Below are 21,775 nucleotides of genomic sequence, written 5' to 3'. Positions count from 1 at the left end.
GAAACCTTGCGACTCACCACTGTGCTTAAAACAGTCAAGCAACCCAGATCAGCAGTCGCCATAGAGTAGGCTTGGCTCGGCCACTGCTGGCGACGTCCCCCTTTGGGGGAAGCCGCGTTAGCGGCTCAGGGGGGATTAATTTGGCCCATCGCGGTATTCGACGTAAGCGCGCCCACGCACTTCTTTGGCCCAGGTGTCGAATTCGTCTTGGGCTTTTTTCTCGCGCAGCATGTTGCGCGCCAACTGGCGCTGTTCCTCGGGGGTAAGCACTTGCTCGCGTCTGCCGTCCACGCGGATCAGGTGCACGCCGAAGCGGCTGACGACAGGGTCACTGACCTGGCGTGTGTTCAGGTTGTTCATGGCCTGCTCAAATTCGGGCACGAACTGGCCGGGCATGGCCCAGCCCAGGTCGCCGCCTTCGGCCGCGCTGTCGTCTTGCGAGTGCTGGCGCGCCAGTTCTTCAAAACCGGCTTGACCGGCGTCGATGCGGCGCTTGAAGTCGGCCATGCGTTCGCGCGCCAGTTGCTCGCTTTGCGAAGGGCCGGTGCGCAGCAGGATGTGGCGCACGTGGGTTTGCGGAATCTTGACCTCGGGCAGTTCGTTGTTTTGCTTGCGCTCCAGCAGCTTGAGGACGTGAAAGCCCGCCGCCGACTGCACCGGGCCAACCACGTCGCCCACGCGAGCGCTTTGGGTGCTGTTGACGAACAGCTCGGGGTAACGGTCGGCCGGGCGCAGGCCCAGCTCGCCACCATCGCGCCCGCGCTGGTTGGCGTCTGAAAATTCGCGCGCTAAAGCAGCAAAGTCTTCGCCTGCACGGGCGCGCCGTGCCACGTCATCGGCGCGGGCGCGCAGGCGCTCTGCGTCGGCTGTCGGGCTGTTTTCGGGTACGGCCACCAAAATCATGGCCATGTTCAGTTCCATGGTGGCGGGGCGTGCGCCGGTTTGCTCGCGGATGAAGGCATCGACCTCGGCATCGGTCACCCTTAAACGGGGTTCGATCTCGCGCTCGCGCAGGCGGGCCAGCAGCACCTGGTTGCGCACGTCGTCGCGGAAGTCCTTGACGGTCAGGCCTTCTTGCTGAATGCGCTGGTGCAGCGCTTCAATACTGTCCAACTGGTTCTGGCGGGCAATCGACAGCTCGGCTTGCACCAGCGCTGAATCGTCCACCTTCAGGCCCATTTCTTTGGCGTATTGGAGTTGTGCGCGCTCGCTGATCAGGCGCTCCAGCATGTCTTTGCGCAATGCTTCCAGCGGGGGCTGTTGCATATTGCGCTCGGCCATCTGCCGCTGCGCACGCGCCATGCGGGCGCGTACTTCGTTGTTGGTAACTGGCTCGGTGTTGACCACGGCCACGATGTGGTCGGCCGCGCGCGGCCCGAGGTTGACCGGGTCTTTGGCCGCTTGCGCACGCGCGGCCGGTGCACTGGCTGGGGCGGCGGGTGCCGATGCCTTGGGCGGGGTCTTGCGTGCGCTGTTTTTGCTGGACGTATTTTTGCCCGACGTGCTGCCGGTTTGCGCCAGTGCCACAGGGGTCAGTACGGCCCCGGTCAGCAGGGTCAGGGTAGCCAGGGTAAAGCGAAGTGGTTTAGTCATAAGTGGTGAAGCGGCTGGGTGCTGGCAAGTCGGGGGGCAGGTTCTGGTAACGGGGAATGCTGTCGCGCAAGGTGCTTAAGGGGTTGCTGCCCACGCGCGACAGGCCACGCAGCTCAATCTGGAACATGACCCGCTTGGTCGACGATGACGACAGGCTGTGCTGCTCTTGCTCGTACACCATGCGCCCGATCCAGCAGCCTGCATCGTACTCAAAGCCGATGATGGCGTCGGCCATGCGGTTGTCGCTCATGCTGTAGTTCAGCCGCCCTACGCTGTACCAGCCGGTGCCGTTGCAGCGCCCGCCGCTGCCGCGTGCGCGGGTGGTGCCCAGTTCTTTGCGGCCGCTCCACAGGTGGCTCAAAGGCCATTGCCAGCCGATGTCGATCGATTCGCTGTCGACGTCGCGCTGGTAACGGTAGGCGGCGCTGACGGTGCGGTACGGGCCGGGCGAATAGCGCATGTGCAGCGTGTGGCGCGCAGAGCGGTCAGTGTCCGGGTTGTACTGCACCACCGAATCAAAGCTCCAGCGCGGATCCCAGTTGATGGATGCGCCCAGCATGATGTCCGACCAGCCCTGGCCGGTGGGTGTGTCGCCGGGCAGCACCACGCTTTGGTCAGAAAAACGGTAGCGCTGTGCAATGCCCAGACGCACTGCCTCGGCCCCGGTTTCGGGGTCGAGCAGGCGTGTGGTCAGCCCGCCCGTGATGAGGTTGTTGTCAACGATGCGGTCATTGCCCGCAAACAGGTTGGTCGACCAGATGGTGGCAAAGTTGAAGTCGTACAGCCCCGAGTCGTAATTGGGCAAATGGTTTTGTTCGCGGTACGGGGTGTAGACGTACATCAGGCGCGGCTCCAGCGTTTGCGTGAAACCACGGCCAAAGTAGCTGGCGGCGCGCTCAAAAATCAGCCCGCCGTCCAGGCTGCCGGTGGGCAGGGCGCGGTTGGCCGAGCGGTGGCCGTTGCTGAGCGCGTCGTCAAAACTGTAGGTGGTGGCGTGCATTTGCAGCCGGGGCACGAAAAAGCCCCAGGGCCGGGTAAAGGGCCGCGCCACCTGCGCCAGCATGTAGGCACGTTCGGCATTGGGCTGCAAGGTCAGCATCCGGTCACCCCGAAAGCGGGTGTAGTCGGTCTCGATGGAATAGTCAAAGCCTCGGTCGTGCTCGCGCCCCCAGCGGCCCACGATTTGCGGCAAGCGATCGTAAGGCGGCACGATCGGCGAAGTGACGTCTTGCAGCGTCTGCCACTTGAGCGTGCGCGCCGTCAGCGCAAAGTCGCCACGCGCCCAATCGAGCGACGCGTCGTTGGCCAACAGGCGGTCTGAGGACGACAGACCCTTGTGCGAAAAATCGCTCCAGTAGTTGTCATCGCTCACGCGGTTCAGGTTCAGGTGCAGGCCCAGCGCGCCAATGCTGTCGACGCCTGTGGGCAGCGTGCCGTCGTGGCGCACAAAGTAGCTCCAGCGGTCGCGGTCACGCAGCCGGTCGGACGGCATGTAATAGCCTTCCACACGGCCGCGGTAGTTGTTTTCCAGGTAGCGGAACTCGCCCCCCATTTCAACGCCACGCCGCACCATCACGGCGGGGGTGAAGGTGGCGTCGCGGTTGGGTGCGATGTTCCAGTAGTGCGGCACCGACAGATTCAGGCCACTTTTGTTGTCCAGCCCCACGGTGGGCGGCAGCCAGCCCGATTTGCGTCGCGCACTGATTGGAAAGCTGAAGTTGGGACTGGCCAGCACCGGCACGCCCTTGAAGTGCAGCACGGCCCCTTCGGCCCGGCCCTCGTCCGCCTCGCGGTCGATGTCGATGCGGTCGGCCACCAAAATCCAGTCGGGCCGCCAGTCGCCTTCTTCGCGGCGGCAGGTGGTGTAGCTGCCTGCATACACCAGGGTACGGTCGCGGTCTAAAAACTCCATGCGATCGGCGTTGCCATACGCCTGGGTTTGCAAAAAGTCGTAGCTCGGTTGCAGCAAAAAACCCTCGAATGCATCCACCTGCAACTGCCCTTGCGTGGCGCTGTAGCGGTCACCCTTGGCATTGAGCCGCACACCGCCGGACACGGTGGCGATGTCGGTGCTTTGGTCGTACACCAGTTGGTCGCTGTGCAGCGTCATGCCGGGGCGGCGCAGCTCGGCCGCACCTTCCAGGGTGGCTTCCAGCCCGGTGCGGCCGCTGTAGCGATCGCCCGACACGAAGGCTGGTGGATTGGGGTTGGGCGGCACTTGCTCCGACAGCAGCGGCGTGGCTTGAAGTTGCAGTGGCTCGGACAGCGATGGCGGCGGTAAAGCCGACGACTCGGCCGTCTGGCCCCAGGCTGCGCCCGCCAGCAGCGCCAGCACGCCTGCCACCACGGGGCGGATGCGTGGATGTACGCGCGCAGGCCAACGGTCTGGTGCAGCCATCAAGAAAAACAATGGGGAAGTCAAAACGGGCACGAGGACGACGAATAGCGGTCAGTAAGGCTTTTTTCAGGGGCACTTGAATGCGGGCATCGCGTCTGCGCGCTGCCCTCTAGAATCGATTATCCATGAGCGACACCACCCCTTCTGCCCCCCCCCTTTCACCCCCCCCTGCGCCCACTGAAGCACCGGTTGAAACGTCCGTCACCTGGGCCGAGGCGGCCCGCCAAGATGCCTTTGCGCATTGGCTGGCGCGTGTGACCCTCGCCCACGGGTTGGAGGCGGGCAGCCTGCGTGTGGCCTCGGCCGACGCCAGCTTTCGGCGCTACCTGCGTGTGGACGCCACGGATGGTGCCACCCGCATCGTCATGGACGCACCGCCCGCGCACGAAAACTGCGCACCGTTTATGCAGGTGGCGGGTTTGATGCAGCAAGCCGGGCTGAACGTGCCGCAGGTGCTGGATTGGGATGAGGCGCAGGGCTTCATGCTGCTGACCGATTTGGGGCACCAGACCATGATGAGCGCCATCGACCCCGCCCAGCCCGAGCGCAACCGCCCGCTGTACCAGACTGCGCTCGATCAGTTGCTGCCCTGGCAGCAGGCATCGCGCCCCGGCGTGCTGCCGCCTTACGACCAAGCGCTGCTGCGGCGCGAGTTGCAACTGTTTCCCGACTGGTACCTGGGCCGCCACCGAGGCGTGACGCTGAACGACGCCGACACCGCCACGCTGAATGCGGCGTTTGAGCTGATCGTGGCGCGCAACCTGGCCGCGCCCAGCGTGTACGTGCACCGCGATTTCATGCCCCGTAATCTGATGATGCCCCCACGCTCGCCTGCTGCGCATGGTGCGCAGCACGCCCCACTGGGCGTGCTGGATTTCCAGGACGCCGTCTATGGCCCCCTGACCTACGACATCGCCAGTCTGATGCGTGATGCGTTTTTGAGCTGGGACGAAGAATTCGTACTCGACATCACCATCCGCTACTGGGAGCGCGCCAAAAAGCTCGGGCTGATGGACTTTGAGGACTGGCACCACGATTTCGGCAGTTTTTGGCGCGCGGTGGAATGGATGGGCCTGCAACGGCACCTGAAAGTGGCGGGCATTTTTGCGCGCCTGACGCTGCGCGACGGCAAACCAAAATACCTGGCTGATGCGCCGCGCTTTATCGCCTACATCCGCCACACCGCCAGCCGCTACCGCGAGCTGACGCCGCTGCTCAAACTGATCGACCGCATCGAAGGCACTGAAGCGGCCACCGGGTGGGCGTTTGGACGGGCGGGTTGATTTTGCAAACAAAATCGTCTGTATCGCTTTTTTAGTAAGCGTATGCAGCTATCAAAATAATACTCATAATTTATGCAAGAGGATGGAAAGCACCCCATGAGCCTGTTCCACTGGACTGAGCGCCCCACCGCCGCATTGCAAGACGGCGGCGTCATCCCCCCCGATGAACGCCTGCCCTGGCCGCAAACCACGGCCATGGGTGTGCAGCACGTGATTGCCATGTTTGGTGCCACGGTGCTGGCCCCCATCCTGATGGGGTTCGATCCCAATCTGGCCATCTTCATGAGCGGCATCGGCACGCTGATTTTTTACTTTGCCACTGGCGGCAAGGTGCCCAGTTATTTGGGATCGTCGTTCGGCTTCATCGGTGTGGTGATTGCGGCCACGGCTTACGCAGGGCAGGGGCCTAACGCCCACATCGCCGTGGCGTTGGGCGGCATCATTGCCTGCGGTGCGCTCTATGCGCTGATGGGTGTGCTGGTGCAGGTGGTGGGCACCGGCTGGATCGAGCGGTTGATGCCGCCCGTGGTGACTGGTGCGGTGGTGGCCGTGATTGGCCTGAACCTGGCCAGCGTGCCCATCAAGAACATGGCGGCCAGCAACTTCGACAGTTGGATGCAGCTCATCACCTTCGTCTGCGTGGCGCTGGTGGCGGTGTTCACAAGTGGCATGGTGCAACGGTTGTTGATTCTGGTGGGGCTGGCACTGGCCACGCTGATCTATCTGGTGCTGACCAACGGCATGGGGCTGGGCAAGCCGATGGATTTTTCCGGCATTGCAGCCGCGTCGTGGGTGGGGCTGCCGAATTTCACCGCGCCAGTGTTCGAGGCCAATGCCATTTTGCTGATCGCTCCGGTCGCACTGATACTGGTGGCCGAAAACCTGGGCCACATCAAGGCCGTGGCCGCCATGACGGGCAAAAATCTGGACGCCAGCATTGGCCGCGCCTTCATTGGCGACGGCGTGGCCACCATGGTGTCGGGCGCGGCGGGCGGCACCGGCGTGACCACGTACGCCGAAAACATCGGCGTCATGGCCGCCACGCGCATTTATTCCACCGCCGTGTTTCTGGTGGCTGCCTGCATTGCGCTGCTGCTGGGCTTTTCTCCCAAATTTGGCGCGCTGATCCAGGCCATTCCGCTGCCAGTGATGGGCGGTGTGTCGATCGTGGTGTTTGGCCTCATCACCATCGCCGGGGCCAAAATCTGGGTCGACAACAAGGTGGATTTCAGCGCCCCGGCCAACCTGCTCACCGCCGCCGTCACGCTGATTTTGGGTACGGGCGAATTTACCCTCAAATTCGGCAGCTTTGCGCTGGGCGGCATTGGCACCGCCACCTTTGGCGCGGTGCTGCTGTATGCGGTATTGCGGCGGGGCCGCTAAGATGGCTTTTTGTCAATCCCGCACAGCCAAGGAAACTGCACCATGCCCCGCACCACTGACTACGCACTGAACACCACCGCTCGCCTGGCGCTACTGGCCGCCGCAGGCGCGGTCGCTGCACTGGCCTTGACCGGCTGCTCGGCCCTGTCGTGGGGTAAAACGGCCAGCGTGCAACTGCAAGCCACCAGCGTGCCGCAGCCTAACGCGGCGCAGCCCGTGGCGGGCCAACTCAAATTCAGCCCCGTGGCCGGTGGCGTGCGCGTGACGGGCACCGTGTCCGGCCTCAAGCCCAACGCACCGCAAGCCTTTCATGTGCACGAAAAAGGCGACTGCTCGGCCGCCGATGCGAGCAGCGCAGGCGGCCACTTCAACCCCACCGGCCAGCCGCACGGCGCTTTCACCGCCCACGCGCACCATGTGGGCGACATGCCCTCGCTGCAAGCCAACGCCAGCGGCGTCGCCAAGGTAGATTTCATCAGCCAGGAATTTGCGCTGGAAGGTGCCAGCAGCATCGTCGGCAAATCGGTCATCGTGCACCGCGACCCCGATGACGTGAACAGCCAGCCCTCAGGCAACGCCGGGCCACGCCTGGCTTGCGGCGTGATCGTCAAGGGTTGAACAGAACAGCCCAATGCGTGCCCTGCATCACCGCAGCCGGTAGACAGCGGCAGCCATGCAAAGCTTCGCTGGCAACAAAAAGGCGCGAAGAAAATCCGAGCCTCTTTGTGTTTGGTAGGCGGAACACGGGGCTGAACCCGCGTCCGGATGAGAGCGCCATCCCGACGCCGAGCAGCCGCCCAAGGCTTGGTGTGATGAAGCAGCCAATGCAGCCTGAACCGGATGCGCGCGCAGCGGTAACGGGCTACATGTTGCTGCTGCGCTGGAGCGTGGACTGCTCGCCCGACCACCGTCTCAAAGAAGGGCAGTGTCGCCTATCCCTAAGCGCTGTGCGGCGTGGAGAATGCCAAGCTCGCGCGCCGGGTTATCGACCGCCAATAGATGCTTTGAAAAAATAAAGCCTACGAATCGAATCAGGAATAACACCATGACCAGCCAACAACAGCGTGCCGAACTGCACCGCCGCATCTGGCAAATAGCCAACGAGGTGCGCGGTGCCGTCGACGGCTGGGACTTCAAGCAGTACGTGCTGGGTGCCCTGTTCTACCGCTTCATCAGTGAGAACTTTGCGGCCTACATCGAAGGCGGTGACGACAGCGTCGACTATGCCGGGTTGAACGACGTTGTCATCACCCCGGCGGTTAAAGAGGACGCCATCAAAACCAAGGGCTTTTTTCTGTACCCCAGCCAGCTGTTTGCCAACGTGGTGGCCAAGGCCAGCAGCAACGAAAGCCTGAATACCGATCTGGCCGCCATCTTCGCTGCCATTGAAACGTCTGCCCTCGGCTACCCGTCGGAGCACGACATCAAGGGCCTGTTTGCCGACTTCGACACCACCAGCAACCGCCTGGGCAACACCGTCAAAGACAAAAATACCCGCCTGGCCGCCGTGCTCAAAGGCGTGGCCGAGCTGGATTTTGGTGATTCTCACGACGGTGATTTTGAAGGCAACCAGATCGACCTGTTTGGCGACGCCTACGAATTCCTCATCTCCAACTACGCCGCCAATGCTGGCAAGTCGGGCGGCGAGTTCTTCACCCCGCAGCATGTCTCCAAACTGATCGCCCGGCTGGCCATGCACGGGCAGAGCAGCGTCAACAAAATTTACGACCCGGCCTGCGGCTCGGCCTCCTTGCTGCTGCAAGCCAAAAAGCAGTTTGACGCGCACGTCATTGAAGACGGCTTTTTTGGGCAGGAAATCAACCACACCACCTACAACCTGGCGCGGATGAACATGTTCCTACACAACGTCAACTACGACAAGTTCAACATCCAGCTCGGCAACACCCTGATCGACCCGCACTTTGGGGGCGACAAGCCGTTTGACGCCATCGTCTCCAACCCGCCGTATTCGGTCAAATGGGTGGGCAGCGACGATCCCACCCTCATCAACGACGACCGCTTTGCCCCCGCTGGCGTGCTGGCGCCCAAATCCAAGGCCGACTTTGCCTTTGTGCTGCATGCGCTCAGTTACCTCTCCAGCAAAGGCCGCGCCGCCATCGTCTGCTTTCCCGGCATCTTTTACCGCGGCGGGGCCGAGAAGAAGATTCGCCAATACCTGGTGGACAACAACGTTGTGGAAACGGTGATTGCGCTCGCACCCAATCTGTTCTTTGGCACCACCATCGCCGTCAATATTCTGGTGCTGGCCAAAAACAAAACCGACACCGCCACCCAGTTCATCGACGCCAGCGGCCTGTTCAAAAAAGAAACCAACAACAACGTGCTGCTGGACGTGCACATCGACCAGATCATGGCGGTGTTCGACAGCAAGGCGAACGTCGATCACTTCGCCCAGTCCGTCCCGCTCGAAAAGGTTGCCGACAACGACTACAACCTGTCAGTCAGCAGCTATGTGGAAGCCAAAGACACCCGCGAAATCATTGACATCAAAAAACTCAACGCCGAGCTGAAAACCACCGTCGCCAAGATCGACCAACTCCGCAAAGATATTGATGCGATTGTGGTCGAGCTTGAAGGAACAGGACATGAGTGAAATCATTCTGTATACCACGGATGATGGCATTACCACTATCGACCTGCAACTTGAAGAGGGGACCGCCTGGCTCTCTCAACTTGAATTGGCCGAACTGTTTCAAACCAGTAAACAGAACATCAGTAAGCACATAAAGTCGATTTACAGTGATCAAGAATTGATAGAAGCGGCAACTGTCAACCAAAAGTTGACTGTTCAAAACGAGGGCGGTCGAGAGGTTTCTCGCACCATTACACTGTACAACCTTGATGTGATACTGGCGGTGGGGTATCGCGTGCGTTCACCGCGAGGCGCGCAATTTCGGCGCTATGCCTCAACAGTACTCAAAGAATACCTCGAAAAAGGCTTCGCGCTGAATGACGAACGGCTGAAGAACCTCGGCGGTAGTAATTATTGGAAAGAGTTACTTGATCGCATCCGCGACATTCGTTCCAGCGAAAAGGTCATGTACCGGCAGGTGTTGGATTTGTATGCCACGGCCACCGATTACGCCCCCCGAGACAAAGCCAGCCTGTCGTTTTTCAAGATCGTGCAGAACAAACTGCACTATGCAGCACATGGCCACACCGCCAGCGAAGTCATTTACCTGCGTGTGGACAGCGACAAACCCTTTGCCGGATTGAGTAATTTCAAAGGCAGCCAGCCCACCCAGGCTGAAGCCATGATTGCCAAGAACTATCTTGATGAACAGGAACTCAAAGTATTGAACAACCTGGTGTCGGCTTACTTTGACCTGGCCGAATTGAACGCCATCGAACACCGTGAAATGCGCATGGCCGATTACGTGCGCGAGCTGGACACAATTCTTGGCTCCGCTGGTCGCAAGCTGCTGGACAACGTCGGCAGCATCTCGCACAACGCCGCAGCAGAGAAAGCCAGGCATGAACTTAAAAAATACAAATCCAAAACCCTGGACGCTGTCGAAAAAGACTATCTAAAAACCATTGCCACACTGGAAAAGCAGGCGAAAAAAGTGAGCCGTAAAACATGAGCACCATTGGCCCTGAGGCGTGCATGCGCTTTTTTGAAAAAACCAGCAGCGTTCGCTTTGTGGACACCCGCACAGGCCCGCCCGCCCTGGAGGTTTTGCAAGAAGAAAAACAAAAATCCGACTACGACCACTGGCTGGCAGCGCAAGACGAAGCGACGCAGCGGGAACACAACATGGGGGCGATTTGATGGCTGGCGTTAGCTTCTTGGACAAGCTGCTGGACGGGGTGGCGGTGGAGTGGATGGCGCTGGGGGAACTTGGTAACTTACTTCGAGGCAACGGATTGCAAAAGAAGGATTTCACTGATACCGGGGTGCCAGCAATCCACTATGGTCAGATTTATACCTATTACGGACTATCGACCAAAGAAACAAAATCATTTGTGTCGCCTGATTTGGCCAGGCAACTGCGGAAAGTCAACACCGGCGATGTTGTCATCACAAACACAAGCGAAAATCTTGCAGATGTGGGGAAGGCTTTGGTGTATCTTGGCGAGCGCCAGGCCGTCACTGGTGGGCATGCAAGCATATTGAAACCTGGCGATTGCTTATTGGGAAAGTACTTTGCTTACTTCACCCAGACAGACACATTTGCAACTGAAAAAAGAAAACTAGCAAAAGGCACAAAGGTCATTGATGTTTCGGCCACGGATATGGCCAAAATAAAAATCCCCATCCCCTGTCCAGACAACCCCAAAAAATCGCTTGAAATCCAGGCCGAAATCGTCCGTATTCTGGACGCATTTACCGCCATGACCGCCGAGCTGACCGCCGAGCTTAGCATGCGTAAACAACAATACAACCACTACCGCGACCGGTTGTTGAGTTTTAAAGAAGGGGAGGTGGAGTGGAAGATATTGGGGGAACTGGCCGAGAACCTCGACTCAAAAAGAAAGCCAATTACGAGCGGCTTGAGGGAAGAGGGCAATATTCCGTATTACGGTGCATCTGGAATTGTCGATTACGTTAAAGACTATATTTTCGATGGCGACTTTTTGCTCGTTTCTGAAGATGGTGCAAATCTATTGGCGCGAAATACACCAATAGCATTTAGTATCAGCGGAAAAACGTGGGTTAACAATCATGCCCATGTGCTTAAATTCGACACTTATGCAGAAAGAAGATACGTTGAGTATTACCTGAATAGTATTGATTTGACGCCCTATATTTCTGGCGCTGCACAACCGAAACTAAACAAGAAAAACTTGGAAAGCGTCCGTATCCCAAGCCCATCGCCAACAGAAAAAGAACGAATCGTTTCAGTCCTCGACAAATTCGATGCGCTCACCCATTCCATCACCGAAGGCCTGCCCCGCGAAATCGAGCTGCGCCAGAAGCAATACGAGTATTACCGCGATCTATTGCTGAGCTTCCCGAAGCCGGAAGAGGCGGCCAGCTGACATGAGCAAGACGCTGCAGGACCATGAGGGCGTGGACAGGCCGCTTCGGGCATTGAGTCAGGCAAAAACCAAACCGCCAGAGGGCAGGGCATGACCGACTACAAAACCATCGCTGAATCCAACCACTTCATCGTTCTGGACAAATACACCAAGGACTGGCAAGTCAACGAGAGCTACCAGAGCGAAGACGATCTGGAACGCGAGTTCATCCAGGATTTGCAAAATCAGGGTTATGACTACCTGCCCGGCCTGAACACGCCGGACGCCTTGCTGGCCAATGTGCGTGTGCAACTGCAAACGCTCAATAACGTGCAGTTTGCAGAGGGCGAGTGGCTGCGCTTGGTGGAGACCTGGCTGGACAGGCCCAGCGACGGCATCGTTGAGAAGACCCGCAAGATTCACGACGACTACATTCACGACTTTGTCTTTGATGACGGGCGCATCCAGAACATCTATTTGCTGGACAAGAAGAACATTGCCCGCAACAAGGTGCAGGTGATCAGGCAGTTTGAGCAGACCGGCACCCACGCCAACCGCTACGATGTCACCATTCTGGTCAACGGTCTGCCGCTGGTGCAGGTGGAATTAAAGAAGCGCGGCGTGGCGATTCGCGAGGCCTTCAACCAGGTGCACCGCTACAGCAAGGAGAGCTTCAACAGTGAGCATTCCCTGTTCAAGTATCTGCAGTTGTTCGTGATTTCCAACGGCACCGACAGCCGTTACTTTGCCAACACCACGCAGCGCAACAAGAACAGCTTCGACTTCACCATGAACTGGGCGAAGGCGGACAACAGTTTGATCAAGGACCTGAAGGACGTCACCGCCACCTTCTTCCAGAAGCACACGCTGCTGAACGTGCTGCTGCATTACTCGGTGTTCGATGTCAGCGATACGCTGCTGGTGATGCGCCCCTACCAGATTGCCGCCACGGAGCGCATTCTGTGGAAGATCAACAGCGCATATCAGGCTAGGAACTGGCGCAAGCCGGAAGGCGGAGGCTATGTCTGGCACACCACCGGCAGTGGCAAGACGCTGACCAGCTTCAAGGCGGCGCGGCTGGCCACCGAGCTGGCCTTCATCGACAAGGTGTTTTTTGTGGTGGACCGCAAGGATCTGGATTACCAGACCATGAAGGAGTACCAGCGCTTTTCACCCGACAGCGTGAACGGCTCGGACAGCACGGCGGGCCTGAAGCGCAACCTGGACAAGGACGACAGCAAGATTGTCGTGACCACCATCCAGAAGCTCAACAACCTGATGAAGAGCGAGGCTGACCTGCCCATCTACGGCAAGCAGGTGGTCTTTATTTTTGACGAATGCCACCGCAGCCAGTTTGGTGAGGCGCAGAAGAACCTGAAGAAGAAGTTCAAGCAGTTCTATCAGTTCGGCTTTACCGGTACGCCCATCTTCCCGAAAAACGCCCTGGGTGCAGACACCACCGCCAGCGTGTTTGGCCGCGAGCTGCATTCGTATGTGATCACCGACGCGATCCGCGACGAGAAGGTGCTGAAGTTCAAGGTCGACTACAACGATGTGCGCCCGCAGTTCAAGGCCATTGAAACTGAGCAGGACGAGAAGAAACTGAGCGCGGCGGAAAACAGGCAAGCCTTGCTGCACCCCGACCGCATCCGCGAAATCGCCCAGTACATCCTGAACAACTTCCGGCAGAAAACCCACCGCACGCAAGCCGGGGCGACAGGGTTCAACGCCATGTTTGCGGTGAGCAGCGTGGACGCGGCCAAGCTGTATTACGAGGCTTTCAAGGCACTGCAGAAGGGCGGCGACAAGCCGTTGCGGGTGGCCACCATCTTCTCGTTTGCGGCCAACGAGGAGCAAGACGCCGTCGGCGATATTCAGGATGAGAGTTTTGACGTGTCTGCCATGAGCAGCAGCGCCAAGGAGTTTCTGGGTGCGGCCATTGCCGATTACAACGCGGCGTTCAAAACCAATTTCAGCGTCGACAGCAATGGCTTCCAGAACTACTACCGCGACCTGGCCAAACGGGTTAAATCCAAAGAAGTTGACCTGCTGATCGTGGTGGGCATGTTTCTGACCGGCTTTGACGCGCCCACGCTGAACACCTTGTTTGTGGACAAAAACCTGCGTTACCACGGCCTGATGCAGGCCTATTCGCGCACCAACCGGATCTATGACGCCACCAAGACCTTCGGCAACATCGTCACCTTCCGCAACCTGGAGCAGGCGACCATTGATGCCATCACCCTGTTCGGCGACAAGAACACCAGGAACGTGGTGCTGGAAAAGAGCTACAAGGAATACATGGAAGGCTTCACCGATGCGGCCACCGGTGAGGCGCGGCGGGGTTTCATGGACGTGGTGAAGGAGTTGGAAACACGCTTTCCCGACCCGGCCGCCATTGAAAAAGAGGCCGACAAGAAGGCCTTCGCCAAGCTGTTTGGCGAGTATTTGCGCGTCGAAAACGTGCTGCAGAACTACGACGAGTTCGCCAGCCTGAGGGCATTGCAAAGCGTCGATATGGCTGACCCGGCAGCGGTGGAGGCGTTCAAGGCCAGGCACTATCTGAGTGACGAAGACCTGATGGTGCTGCAAGCCATCACACTCCCGACCGAGCGGAAAATTCAGGATTACCGTTCGACCTACAACGATGTGCGCGACTGGCTGAGGCGCGAGAAGGCGTCTGCTGAGAAAGAGCAATCCACCGTTGACTGGGATGACGTGGTTTTTGAGGTGGATCTGCTCAAGTCGCAGGAAATCAATCTGGACTACATCCTGGAGCTGATTTTTGAGCACAACAAAAAGACCAAGAGCAAGTCAGACCTGGTGGATGAAGTGCGGCGGGTGATTCGCGCCAGCCTGGGCAACCGCTCCAAGGAGAGCTTGGTCGTCGACTTCATCAACCAGACCGATCTGGACCAGATCGGCGATAAAGCCAGTGTGATTGATGCCTTCTTTGCCTTTGCCCAGGCGGAGCAGCAGCGCGAGGCGCAAGAGCTGATCAGCGCCGAGAACCTGAATGCCGAGGCGGCCCGGCGCTATATCACCACCTCGCTCAAGCGCGAGTTCGCCAGCGACAGTGGCACGGAACTGAACGCCGTGCTGCCCAAGATGAGCCCGCTAAATCCGCAATATCTGACCAAGAAGCAAAGCGTGTTCCAGAAAATCGTGGCCTTTGTGGAGAAGTTCAAGGGCGTGGGTGGAAAGGTTTAATCAGGCTTTTCTATGCTCGTGCTCGCGTCACCCGGGTGGGCGCGTCGCGTCCAGCGTTAGCAACCGGCTACGGGCGGTTTTTTTGTGACCGCTCGGCACTCAGTCGCCACCACTACAGGAGTGGCCAACCATAACCAACCGCCTCTAAACCTGCGCCAACACTGGGGGAACAGGTAAAAAAATCCCAACCGATGAGGGTTGGGATTTTGGGTATTGGTGGTGTAGTTCCACCGTATAGATAACCCGCCATCTCGCAACAACGGGCAATCCGTTGGGCGCGATTCTACACTGGTCGCGCATCGGAGGAAAAACCGGACGCATCCGCGCATTTGCTCGCTGCCGAAGGCAACGAACGGTCTGCGGTTCGCTCCCCAAACGCGGAATCGAACGGACGCGCTGGCCTGACGTCAGGTCGCATTCCAGCCCGCGCCTGCCTGCCACTGCCGGTCGAAGCCGTTGCCCGCCGCGAGCGCCGCCAGCACCGGCAGCAAGAATTCGCGCAACGCCTCGATCACCGCCGCCAGCGGCATCGGCTCCAGGGCGTTCTTGCGCAGGAACGCCGAGCACTGCTTGATCTTCTGCTCGTCCAGCCCGTACTCGTCAGTCAGGCCCAACGGCGCGCCGGACGGGATGGCCGTGCCCCGCCGCTCGAACGTGGCGCGAATCGCCTGCGCCAGCACCGCGCCATCGAAGTCGGAATGCCGCGCCAGCACCCACAGGTCGAAGTAGTCCTTCAACCGGCTGTTGAGGATGCCGAGCTTCACCATCGCTTCCAGCTTTTCGGCGACCACGGTGTAGCGGGGATAGACCCGCAGTTGCGGTTGCGGCATGCCATCGAGGATGACCGGGTAATGCACGTTCTCCGGCGCAGGCGTGACGGCGTCGCCGAAGCCGATGTCGATCTGCACCGGACAGCGCGCGCCGTCGAGCAGGCCGATCATCGTCACCCGGACACCCGCGTAGTTCGCCTCCTTGCGGATTTCGGCGGCCTTCACGCTGTCAGCCTGAAACACGATGCCGTCATCGCTGGCGATCTGGCTGATCTCGCGGAACAGCTTTTCCAGATGGGGAACTTCGGTGGAGCCGAAGCCCAGCAGGTCGGCGTCGTGTGTCGGGCGATGCGGCAGGTCGAACCAGAGGTCGAACAGCAACGCGCCTTTCAGCAGGAACTGCCCGCGCTCCTCAGAGACGCTCAGGCGATACAGCATCCGCTCCAGCGCGTAGCGGGTCAACAGCAGGTTGAAGTCGAGTTTTTCGGCGCGTGCCTTGTTGAGCAGCCGGGCGCGAACCGACGCGGCGACATTGCGCTGGTTCATGCCAGGCTCTCCAGATAGGGACGCATCACGTTGGCGACGCGGTCGATCTTGGCGTAGTGCCAGATTTCATCACTGGTCATGCGCTTGCCGTTCCACGCATCGCGCAGCGCCTCCAGCGCCACGTCGAGGCCGATCTTGTTGCGGTACTTGAAGCAGTCGGCCACGGTTTTGGCGACGCCCGTGACGCGGACGGTCACGCCATCGACGACGTGCTCTTCGACACCCTCGGCCAGCGCCGCGCCGGAGAAGCGCACGAGGCGCAGCGGCGGGTAGTCCAGTTTCGGCGTGGCCGCCTTGTTGTCGATGGCCAGCCAGACCTCGAACGGAGCCTGCGTCGTCAGGTCGTGGAAGCGCAGCGCCGACAGCAGGCACACGACGCCCTTGGGCACGCGGCGGGCGACCTCGGCCAGCGTGCCGTGGGCCGACACCGGACGCGCCGTGAGGCCGTACAGGCCGCGCCCGACGCGCTCCAGTTGCCCGCGCCGCACCGCCCGCGTCAGGGCCACCCGTGGGATGCCCAGCGGGGCCAGATCGTGCGGGCGGAGCAGTCCCTGCGCTCGCACCAGCTCCCGCAGTTTGTCGGTGGTCGTGTCCATGATCCGGCATATTGTTCCATAACATCGGTAGTTGTCAATAACAACCGATGAATAGGAACCCGCGCCGCTGAGCGCACACCCCGAACGAGGAGAACGCCCCACTGACGGATCGAGGCCAAGCGTCCCCGCATGCGGGTGCGGCAGCAGTGCCGTCGCGGTTTCCAGCACCCCTTTGCATATGGAGATCCCGACGATGACCCGACGCTGCGCCTGCTGCGGCAAGCCTTTCGCACCCCGCCCGCAAGTTCCCGACCAAGCCTACTGCGCCGACCCTGACTGCCAGCGCGCTCGCAAGCGCCAGTGGCAACGGGCCAAGCTCCAGTACGATCCCGACTACCGGGACAACCAGCGCGCCGCGCAGCAGGCGTGGTCGCAGCGCAATCCGGATTACTGGCGCGACTACCGCGCCGACCGTCCTGACTACGCGCAGCGCAACCGTGAGCAGCAGCGGCTGCGCGACGCCAGTGTGCGGAATCAGGGGGCAGACGTCGATCTTGCAAAGATGGACGTGTGCGACCTGCCGCCGGGCCTCTACCGCATCACACTCCACCCGGCGTTTCCAAGGGAAAGCGGCGCATCGTGGGTCGTCGAGATCACGCCGGTGGCCGTGACGTGTCCGCGCAAGATAGACGTGTCAAGAGAGGACTTGATCGACACCCCGGCGGTCTGCCCGTAACTTCGCCTCCAAACGGGTTCTCGAACATCCTGCATGGCAACGATTCCAACCGTGTGCGCGGCTACCGTCAGGCGGCGGCGCAACCATTGAAGGGAGCGGCAGACCCGAGAACGTCAACCATCGAAGTGACCGGGTCTATGCAATCGAACGAATCGCCTCCAAGCCCTTCAGGGTCAGGGCCGGTGTACCGCGCGGCGCAGTACGTGCGCATGTCCACCGAGCACCAGCAGTACTCGACGGAGAACCAGGGCGACAAAATCCGCGAGTACGCCGCCCGGCGCAACATCGAGATCGTCCGCACCTACGCCGACGAGGGCAAGAGCGGGTTGCGCATCGATGGTCGCCAAGCCTTGCAGCAACTGATCGCCGACGTGCAGGCGGGCAAGGCCGATTTCCAGATCATCCTCGTCTACGACGTCAGCCGCTGGGGTCGGTTTCAAGACGCCGACGAAAGCGCCTACTACGAATACATCTGCCGCCGCGCCGGAATTCAGGTCGCCTACTGCGCCGAACAGTTCGAGAACGACGGCTCGCCGGTGTCCACCATCGTCAAGGGCGTCAAGCGCGCGATGGCGGGCGAATACAGCCGTGAGTTGTCGGCGAAGGTGTTCGCTGGGCAATGCCGCCTGATCGAGTTGGGCTTCCGGCAAGGCGGGCCAGCGGGCTACGGCCTGCGTCGCGTGCTGATCGATCAGTCCGGTTCGGTGAAAGGCGAACTTTCGCGCGGCGAGCACAAGAGCCTGCAAACCGACCGCGTGATCTTGCAGCCCGGCCCGGATGCCGAAGTCGCTGTCGTGAACCAGATCTACCGCTGGTTCGTTGAGGACGCGCTGTTCGAATCGGAGATCGCCGAACGGCTCAACGCCAAGGGCATCCAGACCGACCTCGGGCGCGACTGGACGCGGGCCACGGTGCGGGAAGTTCTCTCCAACGAAAAGTACATCGGCAACAACGTCTACAACCGGCGCTCCTTCAAGCTCAAGAAGGTGCGGGTCGTGAACCAGCCGGAGATGTGGATCAAGAAAGAAGGCGCGTTCGAGGGCATCGTGCCGCCCGACCTGTTTTACACCGCGCAGGGCATCCTGCGCGCACGGGCATACCGCTTCAGCAACGAGGAACTGATCGAGAAGCTGCGGCGGTTGTTCCAGCAGCACGGGTACCTCTCCGGCCTGATCATCGACGAGGCCGAAGGCATGCCCTCGGCGGCAGCCTACGCGCACCGCTTCGGAAGTCTCATTCGGGCTTACCAGACGGTCGGGTTCACGCCGGATCGGGACTATCAGTATCTGGAGGTCAATCAGTTCCTGCGTCGCCTGCACCCGGAGATCGTCGGCGAGACCGAGCGGATGATCGCCGAGGTCGGTGGCGCGGTCGTGCGCGATCCGGCGAGCGACCTGCTCACCGTCAACCGCGAATTCACCGTTTCGCTCGTGCTCTCGCGCTGCCAGTTGCAGGACAACGGACGCAGGCGGTGGAAAGTGCGCTTCGACACCAGCCTGACGCCGGACATCACGGTCGCCGTCCGGCTCGACGAAACGAACCAAGCACCGCTGGACTACTACCAGCTGCCGCGTCTGGACTTCGGCCAGTCGGGCATCCATCTGGCCGATCACAACGGCCTTGAATTCGAGAGCTACCGCTTCGACAGCCTGGACTACCTCTACAGCATGGCCGAGCGCAGCCGCTTGAGGAGAGTCGCATGACGAAGAAGCACCACGCCACCGACCTGCAAATGATCCCGGTCGATCAGATCGCCGTGCTCAACCCACGCGACCGCAATGGCCGTGTGTTCGAGGAGATCGTCGGCAACATCAAAAGCCTTGGCCTGAAAAAGCCCGTCACGGTCACGCCGCGTGACGATCTGGAGGACGGCAAACGCTACTTGCTGATCTGCGGCGAAGGCAGGCTCAAGGCGTTCAAGTCGCTTGGCGAGAAGGAAATCCCGGCGCTGGTCGTCGCGGTCAATGACGAAGACGCCTTCATCATGAGCCTGACCGAGAACATCGCCCGCAGGAAATACAGTGCGCTGGAACTGCTGATGAGCATCGAGCAGTTGAGCGAACGGGGATACGACAAGCGCGTCATCGCGCAAAAGACGGGCTTGAGCCTCGACTACATCAAGGGCATCCTGCTGCTCTTCGAGAAAGGCGAGGAGCGCCTGCTGGCGGCCGTGGAGTCCGGACGGGTTCCGCTCAACGTCGCCATCACCATCGCGGGCGCGAGCGACGAAGAATCCGTCCAGACCGCCTTGCAGGATGCCTACGAAAGCGGCCAGTTGCGCGGCGGGCAGTTGATGCAGGTGCGGCGTGTGCTTCAGCGGCGCAGCACTCTCGGCAAGACACTGAAACACCGGCCCGCGCGCAAGGGGGCGGCCGTCACCACTTCCAGTCTGGTGCGCAACTACCAGAACGAGGTCGAGCGCCAGAAACTGACCATCAAAAAGGCTGAGTTCACGCAGCAGCGCATGTTGTTCGTGATCGAAGCGCTGCGCCAGTTGCTGGCCGACGAGCATTTTTCCAACCTGCTGCGTGCCGAAGGGCTGGACACCTTGCCCAAGCAGTTGGCGGAACGCGTCTGGGGCGGAGGCCACGCGGCATGAGCAAACCACCGCTGGGGTTCATTCCGGAGCCGATCACACTGGCGCTGGATCAGATTCTGCCGTCCCGCAAACCGCCGGAAGGTCTGCAGGCATCGCGGAAATTCAAGCAGATCGTGGCCTCGATGGAAGCTGTCGGGCTGATCGAACCCCTGAGCGTGGGCAAGGCCGACAAGAAAACCGGTCAGCACATCCTGCTTGATGGCCACATGCGGTTGCTGGCGTTGCAGCAGATCGGCTACACCGACGCGCCGTGCCTGATCGCCACTGACGATGAAAGCTACACCTATAACAACCGGATCAACCGCATCTCGTCCATTCAGGAGCACCACATGCTCCGGCGCGCGGTGGAGCGTGGCGTGACGCAAGATCGGCTGGCGAAGGCGCTGAACGTGGACATCAGCCAGATCCACAAGAAGGTCGGTCTGCTTGAAGGCATCTGCCCGGAGGCCGTCGAGATGCTGAAGGATCAGCATTTTTCGGCCAACCTCGGCTCGGTGCTGCGCAAGATGAAGCCCACGCGGCAGGTCGAGTGCGTGGAACTGATGCTGACCGCCAACAACATGACCGTCGCTTACGCCGAAGCCTTGCTGGCGGCTACGCCCCCACATCTGCTGGTCAGCGAAAAGCGACCCCGGAAGCTCTCCGGCGTCACGGCGGAACAGATGGTAAAGATGGAGCGCGAAATGGGAAACATCCAAAACCAATTGAAGCTGGTCGAGAAGTCCTACGGTCAGGACGTGCTGCTCCTGACGCTGGCGCGTGGCTACCTTGGCAAGCTGATCGGCAACAAAGCCGTGTTCCGCTTCCTGTCACAACGCCAACCGGACGTGTTGGCCGAGTTCGAGAATATCGTCCAGACCGTGGCGCTGGACGGAAAATGACGAATGCATCGGATCGTCGATGTCACCCCGGCATCTCATGCCGTGTCACCGCTTGACGCCACCGATGACGACGACGGTGCAGCCGTGGCCGCTCACCGTAATGCCCCGGACGCTGATCCGGCCTGCCTCTACGGCCTGATCGGCGATGTGGCCCGCGCGGGCAGCGACGGCACGGAAACCAACGCCTTCGCCATCGCCGCCAACTTCATGGCCTACCTGTCCTGCGCGGTCGGGCGCGGCGTGTACCTGCCCATCGGCAACACCCGACATCACGCGCGCCTGTTCTGCCTGCACATCGGGCGTTCGGGGCGTGGTCGCAAGGGCGACGCGGTGTCGCTGGTGCTGCGCATCGATCAGGCGTTGCGGGCGATGGATGACGCTTTCGCGCCGCAGATTCACCGTGGCGGCCTGTCCACGCGCGAGGGATTGGCGGCATTGATCCACGACAGCTACCGGCAAGGTCGGCAGGACGTACCTGCCATCGAGGACAAGCGGCTGTGGGTGGTCGAATCCGAGTTCGCCAACGTGCTGCACCAAGGGCGGCGCGATGGCAACACCTTGTCGGCGGCGCTGCGCGACTGTTGGGATGGCGTCGATCTCAAGCCTGCCACCAAATCGAACCGGCTCTACGCCAGCGACCCGCACGTCTGCTTGAGCGGCGCGATCTCGCCGGGCGAGCTGACCGGCCTGATGAGCGCCCGCGAACTGACCAATGGCTTCGCCAACCGCTTCCTGATGATCTGGGCCGAACGCACGCGGATGCTGCCGTTCCCGAAGGAAACGCCGCAGGTCGTGGTCGAGCATCTGGCGCGCAGAACACGGGAAGTGCTGGCCTTCGTCCGTGCCGACCGGCATGG

The 21,775-nt window shown here is 60.7% G+C and carries 17 protein-coding genes; 13 read left to right on the top strand and 4 right to left on the bottom strand.

The genetic code is table 11. The features are described from left to right. Positions 1 to 135: 135 nt before the first annotated feature. Both ACK5NW_RS00645 and ACK5NW_RS00640 read right to left on the bottom strand, forming a co-directional pair. A complete protein-coding gene (locus tag ACK5NW_RS00645) occupies positions 136 to 1,593 on the bottom strand; it encodes a peptidylprolyl isomerase (RefSeq protein ID WP_416924317.1) in 1,458 nt (485 codons plus the stop codon). Further along, a complete protein-coding gene (locus ACK5NW_RS00640) occupies positions 1,586 to 3,991 on the bottom strand; it encodes an LPS-assembly protein LptD (RefSeq protein WP_416924316.1) in 2,406 nt (801 codons plus the stop codon). Before ACK5NW_RS00640 ends, ACK5NW_RS00645 begins: the two co-directional genes overlap by 8 nt. 125 nt (positions 3,992 to 4,116) lie before the next feature. Here ACK5NW_RS00640 and ACK5NW_RS00635 point away from each other — a divergent pair, with 125 nt between their 5' ends. The 8 genes from ACK5NW_RS00635 to ACK5NW_RS00600 all read left to right on the top strand — a co-directional run bounded on the left by ACK5NW_RS00635 (position 4,117) and on the right by ACK5NW_RS00600 (position 14,850). Next, the gene (locus ACK5NW_RS00635; protein ID WP_416924315.1) at positions 4,117 to 5,274 is read left to right on the top strand and encodes an aminoglycoside phosphotransferase family protein; all 1,158 of its coding nucleotides are present in this window, start codon (positions 4,117 to 4,119) and stop codon (positions 5,272 to 5,274) included. Positions 5,275 to 5,370: 96 nt separating this feature from the next. Then, positions 5,371 to 6,657 (top strand): solute carrier family 23 protein, encoded by a 1,287-nt coding sequence (locus ACK5NW_RS00630; protein WP_416924314.1) that lies wholly within the window; start codon positions 5,371 to 5,373, stop codon positions 6,655 to 6,657. Positions 6,658 to 6,699: 42 nt separating this feature from the next. Beyond that, positions 6,700 to 7,275 (top strand): superoxide dismutase family protein, encoded by a 576-nt coding sequence (locus ACK5NW_RS00625; protein ID WP_416924313.1) that lies wholly within the window; start codon positions 6,700 to 6,702, stop codon positions 7,273 to 7,275. A 427-nt stretch (positions 7,276 to 7,702) separates the two neighbouring features. Next, on the top strand, positions 7,703 to 9,271 hold the full coding sequence (locus ACK5NW_RS00620; RefSeq protein ID WP_416924312.1) for a type I restriction-modification system subunit M: 1,569 nt from the start codon (positions 7,703 to 7,705) through the stop codon (positions 9,269 to 9,271). Next, complete coding sequence (rhuM, locus tag ACK5NW_RS00615) at positions 9,264 to 10,262, top strand: RhuM family protein (protein ID WP_416924311.1); 999 nt, start codon at positions 9,264 to 9,266, stop codon at positions 10,260 to 10,262. The genes ACK5NW_RS00620 and rhuM overlap by 8 nt, the downstream gene beginning before the upstream one ends. After that, positions 10,259 to 10,450, top strand: a complete 192-nt coding sequence (locus ACK5NW_RS00610) for a hypothetical protein (protein ID WP_416924310.1) — start codon at positions 10,259 to 10,261, stop codon at positions 10,448 to 10,450. Before rhuM ends, ACK5NW_RS00610 begins: the two co-directional genes overlap by 4 nt. 17 nt (positions 10,451 to 10,467) lie before the next feature. After that, a complete protein-coding gene (locus tag ACK5NW_RS00605) occupies positions 10,468 to 11,661 on the top strand; it encodes a restriction endonuclease subunit S (RefSeq protein WP_416924309.1) in 1,194 nt (397 codons plus the stop codon). 90 nt (positions 11,662 to 11,751) lie between these two features. Further along, on the top strand, positions 11,752 to 14,850 hold the full coding sequence (locus tag ACK5NW_RS00600) for a type I restriction endonuclease subunit R (RefSeq protein WP_416924308.1): 3,099 nt from the start codon (positions 11,752 to 11,754) through the stop codon (positions 14,848 to 14,850). 407 nt (positions 14,851 to 15,257) lie between these two features. Here ACK5NW_RS00600 and ACK5NW_RS00595 read toward each other — a convergent pair whose 3' ends face one another. Both ACK5NW_RS00595 and ACK5NW_RS00590 read right to left on the bottom strand, forming a co-directional pair. Continuing rightward, on the bottom strand, positions 15,258 to 16,166 hold the full coding sequence (locus tag ACK5NW_RS00595; protein WP_416924307.1) for a nucleotidyl transferase AbiEii/AbiGii toxin family protein: 909 nt from the start codon (positions 16,164 to 16,166) through the stop codon (positions 15,258 to 15,260). Beyond that, a complete protein-coding gene (locus ACK5NW_RS00590; protein WP_416924306.1) occupies positions 16,163 to 16,762 on the bottom strand; it encodes a type IV toxin-antitoxin system AbiEi family antitoxin domain-containing protein in 600 nt (199 codons plus the stop codon). Before ACK5NW_RS00590 ends, ACK5NW_RS00595 begins: the two co-directional genes overlap by 4 nt. A gap of 193 nt (positions 16,763 to 16,955) precedes the next feature. On the opposite strand from ACK5NW_RS00590, the gene ACK5NW_RS00585 reads away from it, so the two are divergent. From ACK5NW_RS00585 to ACK5NW_RS00565, 5 genes are all read left to right on the top strand, one after another. After that, on the top strand, positions 16,956 to 17,438 hold the full coding sequence (locus ACK5NW_RS00585; protein WP_416924370.1) for a hypothetical protein: 483 nt from the start codon (positions 16,956 to 16,958) through the stop codon (positions 17,436 to 17,438). 137 nt (positions 17,439 to 17,575) lie between these two features. Beyond that, a complete protein-coding gene (locus ACK5NW_RS00580) occupies positions 17,576 to 19,141 on the top strand; it encodes a recombinase family protein (protein WP_416924305.1) in 1,566 nt (521 codons plus the stop codon). Then, positions 19,138 to 20,037, top strand: coding sequence for a plasmid partitioning protein RepB C-terminal domain-containing protein (locus ACK5NW_RS00575; protein ID WP_416924304.1), 900 nt, complete (start codon positions 19,138 to 19,140; stop codon positions 20,035 to 20,037). The genes ACK5NW_RS00580 and ACK5NW_RS00575 overlap by 4 nt, the downstream gene beginning before the upstream one ends. Continuing rightward, complete coding sequence (locus ACK5NW_RS00570) at positions 20,034 to 20,918, top strand: plasmid partitioning protein RepB C-terminal domain-containing protein (protein ID WP_416924303.1); 885 nt, start codon at positions 20,034 to 20,036, stop codon at positions 20,916 to 20,918. Before ACK5NW_RS00575 ends, ACK5NW_RS00570 begins: the two co-directional genes overlap by 4 nt. Positions 20,919 to 20,921: 3 nt before the next feature. After that, positions 20,922 to 21,775: DUF3987 domain-containing protein (locus ACK5NW_RS00565; protein WP_416924302.1), on the top strand; the 854-nt coding region annotated here is incomplete at its 3' end.

Source organism: Ottowia sp., assembly GCF_047975795.1.
Taxonomy (GTDB): domain Bacteria; phylum Pseudomonadota; class Gammaproteobacteria; order Burkholderiales; family Burkholderiaceae_C; genus Ottowia.
Note: the sequence above shows the minus strand (reverse complement) of the source record. Positions and strands in the feature narration are given on the sequence as shown.

What these genes read in the sequence shown, in the direction of transcription:
- ACK5NW_RS00645 (WP_416924317.1), bottom strand. Translation starts at nt 1,593, where the DNA reads ATGACTAAACCACTTCGCTTTACCCTGGCTACCCTGACCCTGCTGACC.
- ACK5NW_RS00640 (WP_416924316.1), bottom strand. Translation starts at nt 3,991, where the DNA reads ATGGCTGCACCAGACCGTTGGCCTGCGCGCGTACATCCACGCATCCGC.
- ACK5NW_RS00635 (WP_416924315.1), top strand. Translation starts at nt 4,117, where the DNA reads ATGAGCGACACCACCCCTTCTGCCCCCCCCCTTTCACCCCCCCCTGCG.
- ACK5NW_RS00630 (WP_416924314.1), top strand. Translation starts at nt 5,371, where the DNA reads ATGAGCCTGTTCCACTGGACTGAGCGCCCCACCGCCGCATTGCAAGAC.
- ACK5NW_RS00625 (WP_416924313.1), top strand. Translation starts at nt 6,700, where the DNA reads ATGCCCCGCACCACTGACTACGCACTGAACACCACCGCTCGCCTGGCG.
- ACK5NW_RS00620 (WP_416924312.1), top strand. Translation starts at nt 7,703, where the DNA reads ATGACCAGCCAACAACAGCGTGCCGAACTGCACCGCCGCATCTGGCAA.
- rhuM (WP_416924311.1), top strand. Translation starts at nt 9,264, where the DNA reads ATGAGTGAAATCATTCTGTATACCACGGATGATGGCATTACCACTATC.
- ACK5NW_RS00610 (WP_416924310.1), top strand. Translation starts at nt 10,259, where the DNA reads ATGAGCACCATTGGCCCTGAGGCGTGCATGCGCTTTTTTGAAAAAACC.
- ACK5NW_RS00600 (WP_416924308.1), top strand. Translation starts at nt 11,752, where the DNA reads ATGACCGACTACAAAACCATCGCTGAATCCAACCACTTCATCGTTCTG.
- ACK5NW_RS00595 (WP_416924307.1), bottom strand. Translation starts at nt 16,166, where the DNA reads ATGAACCAGCGCAATGTCGCCGCGTCGGTTCGCGCCCGGCTGCTCAAC.
- ACK5NW_RS00590 (WP_416924306.1), bottom strand. Translation starts at nt 16,762, where the DNA reads ATGGACACGACCACCGACAAACTGCGGGAGCTGGTGCGAGCGCAGGGA.
- ACK5NW_RS00585 (WP_416924370.1), top strand. Translation starts at nt 16,956, where the DNA reads ATGACCCGACGCTGCGCCTGCTGCGGCAAGCCTTTCGCACCCCGCCCG.
- ACK5NW_RS00580 (WP_416924305.1), top strand. Translation starts at nt 17,576, where the DNA reads ATGCAATCGAACGAATCGCCTCCAAGCCCTTCAGGGTCAGGGCCGGTG.
- ACK5NW_RS00575 (WP_416924304.1), top strand. Translation starts at nt 19,138, where the DNA reads ATGACGAAGAAGCACCACGCCACCGACCTGCAAATGATCCCGGTCGAT.
- ACK5NW_RS00570 (WP_416924303.1), top strand. Translation starts at nt 20,034, where the DNA reads ATGAGCAAACCACCGCTGGGGTTCATTCCGGAGCCGATCACACTGGCG.